General features: G+C 63.6%; 13 protein-coding genes. 4 read left to right on the top strand and 9 right to left on the bottom strand.

Annotated elements, in window-relative coordinates:
- Nucleotides 1-4: 4 nt before the first annotated feature.
- Together Q8R73_RS07810 and Q8R73_RS07815 are read left to right on the top strand one after the other, a co-directional pair.
- Nucleotides 5-709, top strand: a complete 705-nt coding sequence (locus tag Q8R73_RS07810; RefSeq protein WP_305718967.1) for an NUDIX hydrolase — start codon at nt 5-7, stop codon at nt 707-709.
- Nucleotides 710-743: 34 nt separating this feature from the next.
- Complete coding sequence (locus Q8R73_RS07815; protein WP_305718968.1) at nt 744-1,808, top strand: low specificity L-threonine aldolase; 1,065 nt, start codon at nt 744-746, stop codon at nt 1,806-1,808.
- Here Q8R73_RS07815 and Q8R73_RS07820 read toward each other — a convergent pair.
- Nucleotides 1,789-2,790, bottom strand: coding sequence for a Tat pathway signal protein (locus Q8R73_RS07820; RefSeq protein WP_305718969.1), 1,002 nt, complete (start codon nt 2,788-2,790; stop codon nt 1,789-1,791). The genes Q8R73_RS07815 and Q8R73_RS07820 overlap by 20 nt on opposite strands.
- Nucleotides 2,791-3,026: 236 nt before the next feature.
- Between Q8R73_RS07820 and Q8R73_RS07825 the strand changes: the two genes are divergently transcribed.
- Nucleotides 3,027-3,971 carry a polyphosphate kinase 2 family protein gene (locus tag Q8R73_RS07825; protein WP_305718970.1) on the top strand — a complete coding sequence of 315 codons (945 nt, stop codon included), beginning with the start codon at nt 3,027-3,029 and terminating at the stop codon, nt 3,969-3,971.
- A 1-nt stretch (nt 3,972) separates the two neighbouring features.
- Here Q8R73_RS07825 and Q8R73_RS07830 read toward each other — a convergent pair whose 3' ends face one another.
- Together Q8R73_RS07830 and gntA are read right to left on the bottom strand one after the other, a co-directional pair.
- The gene (locus Q8R73_RS07830; protein WP_305718971.1) at nt 3,973-4,587 is read right to left on the bottom strand and encodes an urea carboxylase-associated family protein; all 615 of its coding nucleotides are present in this window, start codon (nt 4,585-4,587) and stop codon (nt 3,973-3,975) included.
- On the bottom strand, nt 4,584-5,252 hold the full coding sequence (gene gntA / locus Q8R73_RS07835) for a guanitoxin biosynthesis heme-dependent pre-guanitoxin N-hydroxylase GntA (protein ID WP_305718972.1): 669 nt from the start codon (nt 5,250-5,252) through the stop codon (nt 4,584-4,586). Before gntA ends, Q8R73_RS07830 begins: the two co-directional genes overlap by 4 nt.
- Nucleotides 5,253-5,348: 96 nt before the next feature.
- On the opposite strand from gntA, the gene Q8R73_RS07840 reads away from it, so the two are divergent.
- A complete protein-coding gene (locus tag Q8R73_RS07840; protein WP_305718973.1) occupies nt 5,349-5,594 on the top strand; it encodes a hypothetical protein in 246 nt (81 codons plus the stop codon).
- A 100-nt stretch (nt 5,595-5,694) separates the two neighbouring features.
- Here Q8R73_RS07840 and Q8R73_RS07845 read toward each other — a convergent pair whose 3' ends face one another.
- The 6 genes from Q8R73_RS07845 to Q8R73_RS07870 form a co-directional block, all read right to left on the bottom strand.
- Nucleotides 5,695-5,880, bottom strand: a complete 186-nt coding sequence (locus tag Q8R73_RS07845) for a hypothetical protein (RefSeq protein WP_305718974.1) — start codon at nt 5,878-5,880, stop codon at nt 5,695-5,697.
- Nucleotides 5,881-6,320: 440 nt separating this feature from the next.
- Nucleotides 6,321-7,013 (bottom strand): Crp/Fnr family transcriptional regulator, encoded by a 693-nt coding sequence (locus Q8R73_RS07850; RefSeq protein ID WP_305718975.1) that lies wholly within the window; start codon nt 7,011-7,013, stop codon nt 6,321-6,323.
- A gap of 306 nt (nt 7,014-7,319) precedes the next feature.
- On the bottom strand, nt 7,320-8,369 hold the full coding sequence (locus tag Q8R73_RS07855; RefSeq protein ID WP_371126056.1) for an N-acetylmuramoyl-L-alanine amidase: 1,050 nt from the start codon (nt 8,367-8,369) through the stop codon (nt 7,320-7,322).
- Nucleotides 8,370-8,470: 101 nt separating this feature from the next.
- The gene (locus Q8R73_RS07860) at nt 8,471-9,487 is read right to left on the bottom strand and encodes a hypothetical protein (RefSeq protein WP_305718980.1); all 1,017 of its coding nucleotides are present in this window, start codon (nt 9,485-9,487) and stop codon (nt 8,471-8,473) included.
- Nucleotides 9,488-9,803: 316 nt separating this feature from the next.
- Nucleotides 9,804-10,733 (bottom strand): DMT family transporter, encoded by a 930-nt coding sequence (locus Q8R73_RS07865; RefSeq protein ID WP_305718976.1) that lies wholly within the window; start codon nt 10,731-10,733, stop codon nt 9,804-9,806.
- 110 nt (nt 10,734-10,843) lie between these two features.
- Nucleotides 10,844-11,237, bottom strand: a 394-nt coding sequence (locus tag Q8R73_RS07870) for a MaoC family dehydratase (protein WP_305718977.1), incomplete at its 5' end; no start/stop codon positions are given.

The following is an 11,237-nucleotide window of genomic DNA, read 5'->3' on the forward strand; positions in this document are numbered from 1 at the left end:
GGCGATGACGCTGCCGGTCTTTCACCGCGTCACCACGCTCGACCTGAAGGTGCAGCCCTGGCCGTGGCCGTTCGCGCAGGCGCGGCGCGCCGAGATTGATGCGCATTTCGTCGGCAGGCAGCGCGAGAAGCCGCAGATCTGGAACGGCCGCATCCTGCTGGGTCGCGACCCCGTCTTCACCGCGGCCGGCCTCCGCGCCAGCTATTTCGAGGCCGATTTCGCCGCATTCCTGGCCTGGCGCGACTGGGGTTTTCCGGACCGTGAGGTCTTCAACGGCTTCGGGATGGGCGCATTGCGCAGCAACGATGGCGCCTTCGTGCTCGGCGAGATGGGCCAGCATACCGCCAATGCCGGACGCGTCTACTTTCCCTCGGGAACGCCTGACCTCGACGATATCAGCGCCGGCGCGCTCGACATCGCCGGCAGCGTGGCGCGCGAGCTCACCGAAGAAACCGGACTGACCGCGGCGGACTACCGCGCCGATCCGCATTGGGATTGCGTGGTCTCCGGGCGATCGATCGCGATGATCCGGATCCTGCACGTCGATGCATCCGGCGAAGCGCTGCGCGCGCGGATCGAGGCCAATCTCGCCGGGCAAGTGCAGCCCGAACTGTGTGCCATCCATCTGGTGCGCGGAGTCGGTGACCTCACCGCGGCCATGCCGCGCTTCGTCACCGCCTTTATCGAAGCACAGTTTTCGGCATCCTGAAGCCCACAACCGATGAACCGGGAGGCGGTGCGGCATGACCAGCGAACCCCAGCAATTCGCCAGCGACAATTATTCCGGAATTTGCCCGGAGGCCTGGGCGGCGATGGAAGAGGCCAACCATGGCCACGCGCCGGCCTATGGCGACGACCTGTGGACCGCCCGGGCTTCGGATGCCTTTCGTACGCTGTTCGAGACCGACTGCGAGGTTTTCTTCGCCTTCAACGGCACGGCGGCCAATTCGCTGGCGCTGGCCTCGCTGTGCCAGTCCTATCACAGCGTGATCTGCTCGGACGCGGCGCATGTCGAGACCGACGAATGCGGCGCCCCGGAATTCTTTTCCAACGGCTCGAAACTGCTGGTGGCGCCGTCGGAGGGCGGCAAGCTGACGCCCGAGGCGATCCGCGCCGTCGCGACCGCCCGCAGCGACATCCATTTTCCGAAAGCCCGCGTGGTGACGGTGACGCAACCGACCGAGACAGGACAGGTTTATGAGCTCGACGAGTTGCGGGCGATCTCGGCGGTGTGCCGCGAACTGGGATTGAATCTCCACATGGACGGCGCGCGCTTTGCAAATGCCTGCGCCAGCCTGGGCTGCAGTCCGGCGGACATGACCTGGCGCGCCGGCGTCGACGTGCTCTGCTTCGGCGGCACCAAGAACGGCATGGCCGCCGGCGAGGCCATCCTGTTCTTCAACCGCAAGCTGGCGGAGGATTTCGACTACCGGTGCAAGCAGGCGGGCCAGCTGGCCTCGAAGATGCGCTTTCTATCGGCGCCCTGGGTCGGCATGCTGGAATCAGGTGCCTGGCTGCGCAACGCCGGGCATGGCAACGCCTGCGCCCGGCGCCTGCAGCAACAGATCGCCGGATTGCCCGGGCTGGAAGTCATGTTTCCGGTTCAAGCCAATGCGGTGTTCGTGCGGATGGTGGAGCAACGGATGGCGGCGCTGCGCGACCGCGGCTGGAGGTTCTATACCTTCATCGGCGGCGGCGCCCGCTTCATGTTCGCCTGGGACGCCGAACCGCAGCGCGTCGATCAACTGGCCGCCGATCTCCGCCAGATCGCATCGGTAGCGGCAACCTTCATCCAGCCTCGCGCATGACCTGCTCCGGAGGCCGCCGCAGCGACCGTGGCAGCGCAGATCCCGTTCCAAACCGCAGGACCATGTCCGCTCGCCGATCGCCGATGCCGAGGAAGGATGCGAATTGGCTCCGTAACGCGGGTACTTCGACCGGCTGATTGATGAAGGCGTATTTCAGTCCCAGCGCGGTGGCCTGAAGGCCGAAGCGTTGGCAAGCGCGGCCCGCGGCCACCCAATGCGTCCTGTCATCGGCTTCCGACACGAACACGGCGACACCGGCCGAGCTTTCAATATGCTCGCGATACTTCTTGTTCTCGCCGGCTTCGGTAAAGAACATTCTCAAGAGCGGCCTTGCCAGCCACGCCGGCATCGCGGGGTTGCCGGACGAGCCCGAGAACAGGCCGTCCATTGTGGCAACGGCATCCGCCTCGCTGAAACGCAGCCAGCTCTGAAGCTCATCCATGAAGGCCCGGTCGCGCATCTGCACCGAATTGCCCTGCAACACATAGTCCGCCACGTTCGATATCCTGGACCGCTCGGTCATGATTATCATCGAGGTGCCGGGCTCGCGGCCGGCGGCTTCGAGCAACCTGAGTGCGTCGCTCGAAACGGGCCGGCCGTCATAATTGGCGCAGGTGCTCTGTCGGGCGACGATGGCTTCGAACAGCGGCGAGCGGACTGGCGGTGCCGGCTCCAGACCAATGATGACCTTGTCGTCGACCAGCGCCGTTGTCGCGTGCAGTCCGAGGGCCGCCGCTGCGTGTGAGAGGTTCTCGGCCGCGCAGCCCAGGCTTGCGAAGATGTGGTGGTCGTCTGGATCGACCGCCGGACACCTTCGGCGGAAATCCGGCGAGATGGTAATTTCGTTGCCGGCCGTGGAAAAAATCCAGGGCTGCGTATTGTGACTGTTGGCGGCAAGGCTCGCATAGCGCACCAGTTCGCGGTCCCGCGAGGTCGCTTGCAGCGGCCGCCATGTCGATCGCACCGCTTGATCGTAAGTCATGGAAGCGGCTTCTGACGGCGTGGGCGGGAATGCTGCTCCGGCGCCGAGGCCGAGCGTGAATCCCATCAGCTCTCGCCTGTTCGGCACGGCCGCGCCTCGTCAATCCAGATAAGCGAATTTCAGCTTGGAAGGTTAGCGATGCCGGCGAAGCATGCCTTGACGCACATCAACGCCGGGTCTGGCGCCGCACCGGCGCGCCATGTACCGTCTGGACCGTGCAGCCAACCGGAGTTTCCATGAGCAACGATTCCTCCCAGTCCCTCGGCGACCAGCTGAAGCCGTACGTGGCGCCGTTTCGCTACGACGGGTCGGGCCAGTTCCATCTGAAGTCGCACAAGACCAACGAGAAGGGCGCACTCGACAAGGATGGCGCCGGCATCATTCTCGACGCCAACCGCAAGCGGCTCAACGACTTTCAGGAAAAGCTCTACGCCCAGGACCGCTGGTCGCTGCTCCTGATCTTTCAGGGCATGGATGCCTCGGGCAAGGACGGCGCGATCAAGAGCATCTTCGAGGGCATCAACCCGCAGGGCTGCGACGTCCATTCCTTCAAGCAGCCGAGCAGCCTCGAGCTCGATCACGATTTCATGTGGCGGACCACGATCGCGCTGCCGCAGCGCGGCCGCATCGGTATCTTCAACCGCTCCTATTACGAGGAATGCCTCGTGACGCGGGTGCATCCGGAACTGCTGGAGAAGCAGAAGCTGCCGCCGAAGCTGATCACGAAAAATATCTTCCACGAGCGGTTCGAGGACATTACCGCGTTCGAACGCTATCTGGCGCGCAACGGCACGGTGGTGCTGAAATTCTTCCTCAACCTCTCGAAGGAGGAGCAGCGCGAGCGCTTTCTGGGGCGGCTGGAGGAGCCCGCCAAGAACTGGAAATTCTCGATGGGCGACATCACCGAACGCGCGCTGTGGCCGCGATACATGGCGGTGTATCAGGATATCGTCCGGCACACCTCGACGCCGCAGGCGCCCTGGTACGTGGTGCCGGCGGACCACAAATGGTTCGCGCGGGTGGTGATTGGCTCGGCCATCATCACCGCGCTGGAAAAGCTCGATCTGCACTTTCCGAAAGTCGACAAGGCCGACCGCAGCGAATTCAAGCTGGTGCGCGAGGCGCTGCTGCGCGAGAAGGAGGGAGAGGCAAAACCCGCCAGGGCAAGAACCGCGAAGTAGATCACTCCACGGCGTAGCAGATCTCCTTGAAGGCGTAATTGTTGGATTGCAGCGCCGAGCAGGCGGTCAGGCCGACGACGAGATCCATTTCAGCCCGGAACCTGATGAAGTCTCCGCTCCGGCTCAAGGGGGCCTCGACCGTGAATGCGCCGGTCGACGGCTCGATCACGACATTCATGAAGCAGTTGAACGCCACCGGAATCTGGTCCGGACCGATGCCGAACGGCGCCAGCGCGGCTTCGAGATTGCCGAAGCATCCCCGGTGCGGATCGGGATCCTTGTAGATGATCTCGAAGGTTTCGCGGGAGCACGGCGTGAGCAGGAAGTCGTGCCGCCCGACCGTGTCCTCGACGATGCGCAACATGACACTGCTGCGGTTGGAATAGATGGCGTCGCCGGCAGTGAGGTACAGCTTGCTGGCGTAGTCCAGGCTTCGGCCCGACGAAATCGCCTCCGCGACATCCGCGGCGCTGAAGGCGACGAGGTCCGAAACCTGCTCGCCGCGGGGATCGATCACCGTGAGCGACTGCCCCCGAAGCAGGCGAAAGGCCGTCCCGGAGCGGGGCGGAATGGTTGCGATGCCAGGGCGTGTCGCAAGTGCCGCTGGTCCGTTCATGCGCGCTCCACCGGTTTGAAAGGACATTCCCAGCCCGGCTCGGCGACGTTGCGGCCGCTGTACTGGCGCGCTTCCGAGATCGTGCCGTGTCTTGCCAGCATCGGGTTGACAGACCCGGCCAACGCGACGTCGCGCTCGATGATTTTTGCTCTCATGCGCTCGTAGCGGCCTTGCTCGCGCAGCTGCTCGAACTGGTCGTGAAGATTGAACACCAGCACGGGGCGCTCGAAACGCCGTGCCGGACGGCTGGCGCGCGGGTGCAGGCCGACGATGAAGAATGCTTCCTCGCCGAAGCTCAGCGAGAAGTGCGGATCGTCGGGATCGTTGCTGACGCGCCCGTCATGCGACTGACCCAGCCAGGCGTCCTTGTTGGTGAGGCTTTCGGCGCGCGCCCACAGGAACTTCTCGAATGATTTCTCGTCGAGGTCCACGGGTCCCTCGAAGATGACCGCGAAACTCTGGAACAGTTCGCGATCGGCCCGGTAATCGCGCACGATGCCGGTGATGCCGTCATAGATGCGCCGGTCGTCCCAGTTCGAACGCATGTCGCGCGCGACCAGGATATTCAGTGTGCCTTTGGCGAGGGCGGATTTGGCGCCGACACAGGGGAACTCGGATTTGTGGATCAGATTACGGAAATTTTCGGCGAGAGCGGACGGCGTCATGGGTTCTCCATCGGGTGCGCATCCCAACGCCCAGACCCCTGTTAGGTGCCGCCTGCGCCGACGTTTTTGCGCCGGAACCAATCGCTTCGCGGGCGATTGGATATCGGTTTCAACGTCCCTGGAAAGGCTGCGATGTCCGCGTCCAAATCTCCGTCGATCGAGGCTGCAATCGGCTCCATTCTTGCCGACCATTTCGAGCAGGCCGAAAACCCGCACGAGACGATCTACCGGATCTGGCTGCTGCTGAATGCGCGCGCACTGGCGGGCGCCTTGCCCGCAAGCGATCCGGCGGGTGCCGGCCGCGATGGTCGTTCGCGTCTGCCGTCGGCCAAGTACAATTGACGAAGGCATTTGCTCCGGTCCGCTGACCCGCGATGGGGAATGCGCGTTCAGAGATCGGCCGAAAGAAAAGGTGGCCTTTCCCCGCTACGCATCGATCCCTTCACCTCGAGGGCCTGCCACGCTTCGCAAAAATGATTCCGTAGACGTCCGCGGCGTAGCGAAGCTTGCCTGCCGTCTTCAATGCTTCAATCCGTTCCGGGCCCGGCGGCAGGCTTCGCGCCTCGGCCAGGGCCTCGTCGGCGCTGGCTTCGACATCGTGCGAACGCGAAGGCTGCTTGGCGTCCATGTTTCACCTATGTCGGCGAGCGAAGCTCGCCGGAAAACCAGCCGGTGCTTCCGACGTCATCGGGTCGGCGAAAACCTGCGCTTCGTGGATGTGCCCGCATTTGGTGCATTTCAGCGTCCACTGCTCGAATCCCGTGCGGTCCGAGGTCACGCCTTGAACGCGTGCGCGGGCCTGGCATCGCGGACACCGCGGATGTGCCGCCGCGCGCGACGTCAAGTTCAGAGGTTGTGTTTCGGTCATGCTTGCTCCCGTGTCGATCAGGCGGGAGCACAACACTCTCAGTCACCGATAAAAGCCGCGGGCGGTCGGTGATGCCGCCAGTAAACGCCTCGTAAGTCGGAGAGTCGACATATAATAACGCGGCGACGATATACATTCGCATCAGGGGAGGGGGCTGTTCCTTATCTGGAACCCGCGTTCCTGCGACGGAATGTCGGCTTCTATTGGCCCCGCAGGGTCTGATAGCACTCGCAGGACAAGCTTTCCAAGGCGTTGCGATCGACGATCCTGATCACCCCGCGCGAATAGGTGATCGGCCCGAGCTTCTGGATATGGCTCGCCACTTCGGTAACCGAGGTACGGCGCACCCCGAGCATCTCGGCCAGGAATTCCTGTGTCAGTTGCACCGTGTCGCTTTCCGCGCGATCGGCCGACTGCAGCAGCCAGCGGCAAAATCTCGCTTCCACGACATGCACGGCGTTGCAGGCGGCGGTAACGCGGGCTTGCAGCAACAGGACCTCATTGTAGCGGATGCAGAGGTCTCGAACGGCTTCGCTATGGTCCACCGCCTTGCGGAATTGGGCTGCGGCTATCCTGGTCGCGGCCATCGGCAGTTGCACGACGACCCGCACCGAGGACCTGTACAGGCCCATTCCGGCCATTGCCCCCACCACGCCCTCGCGTCCCACCGTCGCGACCTCGATGGCCTTTCCGTCGCGCAGGACCACCAGCAGCGACAACATCCCGCTGTGGGGGAAATACACGTGTTCGAATTCTTCGCCGGCTTCGAGCAACACCTGGCCCTGCGGCAGTTGCCTGGTCGTCATGTGCGGCGTCAGCAAATCCATCTGGTCGCGAGGCAGTGCGAACAGCAACTTGTTGTCGAGGGGAGTGCCGTGATTTGGTGACAGCATTGCGGTCTCCTGCCCGATCGGTCGGGCCGTGATCCGCAGAGGTGAAGAGGGCGCTCCGAGAGGACGCTGCCACGGGTGCTCGATCTAGTCATGAACCCGATTTATGTTAGTCCGCTCCCGCAAGTTGGGTCGCTCGAAAGCGGCGGATCCCGGGGATTGTCGAGCGAGATCAATGATGACGGGCCGAACTTTATTTGTCGGGGACCGGGCGTAACGGCGATTGACCTGCGCATCCTGGCAAGCGAAGCCCAAACCCGGTCGACCTGCGGCGTCGAGGGTCCTCGATCGGGAGACCATCCTGCTCAGTCAGACCGGCCCGAGGATGGCCCATCGCCGATCGCAGAATTGCTTGACCGCCGAAGTGACGCCGCTGCTGATGATATCCCGGCGTTCAGGCGAATCCATCGCGAGTTCTTCGTCCCGGTTGATGATCGAGCCCGCCTCCAGCAGCACGGCGGGCATCCGCGTCGTTCGCAGCACCACGAGTTCATCGTAGCGGTAGACCCCGGTTTCCTTGTTCAGCAACGGGCGCTGGTGCCGGCCCATGATGGGCTGGCTGTACTGCTCGGCATATCGCAGGCCGAACGCTTTCATTTCCTTGGCGACCAGTTCGGCGAAGAACAGGCTCGTCTTGAAGTCCGGATTGCGGCGGGAGACGAAGACGGAATAGCCGCTGAAGCGGTCGCTGAAGCGGCTTTTCTTGCCCTCGAATTCCCACTCCTCGATGAATTTGTCGGGCACGGAATCGTGGTGGATCGACAGGAAGAGATGTGCCTGAAGTCCGTTTGCCGCGGCGACTCGCTTGACCAGGCTCCGCCTGGCCTTGCCCTCGGTCAGCAGCAACCGGGTCTCGGCAAAGCCGTCGGCCTTCAATTTCTGCTCGATCCGCTGCGCAAGCCGATGATTGTAGACGAACTCGGAGACGTTGCGGGCGCTGATCGCGCCCTCGGATTCGGCGGTATGTCCGACGTCCACGACGATCCGGAATTTCGCGGGATCGCAGCCGGGTCCGGGCGGCTTGAAAGTGGACGGGCTCAAGGCGACCGGCCCGAGCGCGGCAAGCTTGACATTGCGGGCTCTTGGCGAGGCAGCAGGCCCCTCCGGGGTAACGCGTTTCGCCGGAGCGGGGCGCCTCGCCAGGACGGCTTGCCTTGACGAATTGGCCGGCTTCGGCGAGGTGGCCTGCTTCGACGATTTGGCCTGATCTGACTTGCCCTTGAAGAGATCCGACAGCCAGCCGGCATGGCTGGCCTCGACCGGCAGGAAAACCATCGCGGCCATCGCGGCGACGATGGTGCAGCGCCGGCGCCAGGCGCCAGGGCGCGATACGGCGGATTTCCCCCCTGACGATGCCATCTCCTGCTTTCCCCCGGCGTGGTCCTGTTCGAGTCCCGTGACAGCATGGCGGGCGCATGACGCTCTTCAATGGTCAGTATGTCCGATGGATGCCGGCCGATTCAACCCTTCGATCCCCTCTTGATGCCGTCGAAGATCGAAAGCGCCCGTTCGAATTTGGCGTTGAACAGCCACATCGCATCGAGAATTTCGCGGAAGGTCACGGATGTCCTTGCCCGGTCGGCTCGTCCATAGGCGAACATGCTGTTGTTTCGCAGATATCCCATGATCCTGGGGTCCGAAACCCGGTAGCTCATGGGGTTGCCGGACCGAAGCGCGGATTTGGTCGGGCTGGGAATGATCTGGATCAGTTCGAACAGTTTCAACTGATCGATCGGATCGGGCAGCGCCTTCACGATGTCAGGGATCTGCGGGAAAATATCCGCATGCGCGTTCATCAGCGCGTCCCGCACCGAGGTCCAGTGGTTGTAGCGACGGTCCAGATTGCCGAGCCGCGCCTCCTCCCTGTCGTCACGAAGGTTCAGGCCGGGATCGAGCGATGCGATCGACGGCTTGATCGCGGCCCACTTCCTGCGGCCATTTTCAGCTTCAGGCGGACCTGTTTGCAGGCTTCCCTTGTATTTGTTCGAGCGCGCATTGCCGATGGTCTGGTTGCCGTTGGTCTCGGCAAAAAACAGCCCCAGGCTGATGCGGCCGGCCGCGTCGGCATCCGCGGCACCGAGACCTTTGGCGCGCGCAATCACCCTGCCGAGATCGACGACGTCCTTGAACGGCGTGTCTGATTTTTGCGCATTGGCGGGCGGCGCCTGCATGACCTCGAAAATCTTCACGTACTCGTCGATCAGCGGCTCGAGGTCGGCGTCGAAATAGGCGGGCGGGATTCCCCATTTATTGGGCCGTCCGATCCGCGACGGAAGCACGTCGGTGAGATCCTTGTAGGTACTCATCGTGCTGTTGCGCGCGAGGTAGAGCGCCTGTCCCGGCAGGTTGGGCAGCGGTTGTTTCGAATCGATCTGCGCGCGCCGCTGGCGCAGGATCGATTTGAAGTTGCTCAAGGCTAGATTGTAGCCGGCGAGCGCATCCGATTGCGCTTGGGTGAGCGTGCCCGTCTGAGCCATGGCAGGGGAGACGAAGCCGGGACGGCCGATATGGGCCGGGACTAGCGGCGCGATGGTATGGGCAATCGGATCGAAGGCGATGCAGGCCAGCGGCGCGAGCCAAAGTCCGAGCCCAGGGGTGGCCGCGCGGCCGGCGGCATGACGTTTCATTCCCATCTCAACGCCCCGGGGTTTGGCGAATGACCCGCACCGGACCTCTGTGATTTCTCCAGAGTGAACTTTTTCGGCGCTTCCATCATCTTAACACACTCGAGAAGGAGTTCCTGAGATGGACGAGTAAGGCGCGTGCGGAGCGGCGGCAAGGTGAGATTATTGATTACGGTGCGCGCGGCCGGCTGGCGATGACGAGGGCTATGCCGCCGAGAATGGCGGCCGACGAGAGCGACAGACGCAACGTGATCGTCTCCCCCAGCACGAGGGTGCCGGCAAGCGCGGTGATGACAGGCACACTCATTTGAACGGACGCTCCCCGGGCCTGGGACAATCCGGGCAAGGCCGCGTACCAGATCGTGTAGCCGAGACCCGACGCGACCGCTCCCGAGGCGATCGCGTAGACGAGACCGGATTGGTCGAGCTTCGTGCCGAACATAGCCGTCAACCCGAGCAGGATCGCCGCCAACGGCAGCGCTCTCAGAAAGTTTCCAGCGGTGGCGGCGAGTGGGTCGATCGCGCCGCGACCTATGAGAGAGTATGCGCCCCAGGCGATCCCGGCGGCAAACATGAGCAAAGCACCGCCGATCGGCGGCGCCGCGGCGCCAGGCATCAGCAGAACAGCCAGACCGGCGAGCGCGACGGCGAACCCCAGCCATTGCGGCGCCGTCAGCCGCTCGCCTCGCACGAGGCCTGTCGTCACCATTGTCGCCTGCACGGCGCCGAACAGCAACAACGAGCCGGCGCCGGCGGAGAGCGTGAGGTAGGCGAAGGAAAAGGCGGCCGCGTAGGCAACAAGCGCGAATGCGCCCCGCCAGGACCCCTGCATCAGGCTGGTTCGCCCTGTGCAAGCGAGTATGAGCCAAAGCGCCACGACGCCGGATCCGATGCGGACCAAAGTGAAGCTCGCCGGATCGATCGAACCTTGATCGAGCGCAAGGCGGCAGAGCACCGAGTTGGCGGCGAACGCGAGCATCGCGAGGATCGTCAGGCCGATGGTGCGCGGCGTCGGCAGGTGCGACGATCTCGCCGTGCCTCGTTCCTCGCCGGTGCATCGAGAATAGACGCGCCTGAGATAAGTCGCGTTCAGGGACATTCGGGCCGCCGCTCGATCCGCCTTTGGCGATTCCCGTGCCGGAACCGCGTCCACGAAGTGGAGAACGGTGTCTTGAAGCGCTCCAGCCGGTTCTCCGATTTCCCGCGCGCTCATGGCCTGTCCTGTCGTGCGGCGCCATTTTGCGGATCAAGCAGCGGCATCGTGTAAGTCGTTGCGGTACCAAGAACGCAATCGTCCCCGGCGGCATTGCGTACCGTCGTCACCAGCTTGCAGATAGGCTTGTCGCTGCGGACATGTTCGACCTCGACTGTGGCGGTGATCGTCTCTCCGACGCGTACAGCCTTGACGAACCGCCAGTTGGTCTCGAGGAATACGGTGCCGGGCCCGGGAAGATCCTCTGCGACGACGGCGTTCAACAGGCCGGTCGTGACGCCGCCCTGCACGATCAGTCCGCCGAACGGAGACTTCGCTGCCAGGTCGGCATCATAGTGAATCGGATTCCTGTCTCCCGTCATTGCCGTGAACATCTCGACGTCACGCATC

It is taken from the genome of Bradyrhizobium sp. (genome assembly GCF_030697065.1).
Classification (GTDB): Bacteria; Pseudomonadota; Alphaproteobacteria; order Rhizobiales; family Xanthobacteraceae; genus Bradyrhizobium.

Excerpts from the sequence above, each read along its gene's own strand:
- Q8R73_RS07815 (WP_305718968.1), top strand. The coding sequence starts at position 744 with ATGACCAGCGAACCCCAGCAATTCGCCAGCGACAATTATTCCGGAATT.
- Q8R73_RS07865 (WP_305718976.1), bottom strand. The coding sequence starts at position 10,733 with ATGTCCCTGAACGCGACTTATCTCAGGCGCGTCTATTCTCGATGCACC.
- Q8R73_RS07845 (WP_305718974.1), bottom strand. The coding sequence starts at position 5,880 with ATGGACGCCAAGCAGCCTTCGCGTTCGCACGATGTCGAAGCCAGCGCC.
- Q8R73_RS07825 (WP_305718970.1), top strand. The coding sequence starts at position 3,027 with ATGAGCAACGATTCCTCCCAGTCCCTCGGCGACCAGCTGAAGCCGTAC.
- Q8R73_RS07810 (WP_305718967.1), top strand. The coding sequence starts at position 5 with ATGACGCTGCCGGTCTTTCACCGCGTCACCACGCTCGACCTGAAGGTG.
- Q8R73_RS07860 (WP_305718980.1), bottom strand. The coding sequence starts at position 9,487 with ATGGCTCAGACGGGCACGCTCACCCAAGCGCAATCGGATGCGCTCGCC.
- Q8R73_RS07820 (WP_305718969.1), bottom strand. The coding sequence starts at position 2,790 with ATGACTTACGATCAAGCGGTGCGATCGACATGGCGGCCGCTGCAAGCG.
- gntA (WP_305718972.1), bottom strand. The coding sequence starts at position 5,252 with ATGACGCCGTCCGCTCTCGCCGAAAATTTCCGTAATCTGATCCACAAA.
- Q8R73_RS07830 (WP_305718971.1), bottom strand. The coding sequence starts at position 4,587 with ATGAACGGACCAGCGGCACTTGCGACACGCCCTGGCATCGCAACCATT.
- Q8R73_RS07850 (WP_305718975.1), bottom strand. The coding sequence starts at position 7,013 with ATGCTGTCACCAAATCACGGCACTCCCCTCGACAACAAGTTGCTGTTC.
- Q8R73_RS07855 (WP_371126056.1), bottom strand. The coding sequence starts at position 8,369 with ATGGCATCGTCAGGGGGGAAATCCGCCGTATCGCGCCCTGGCGCCTGG.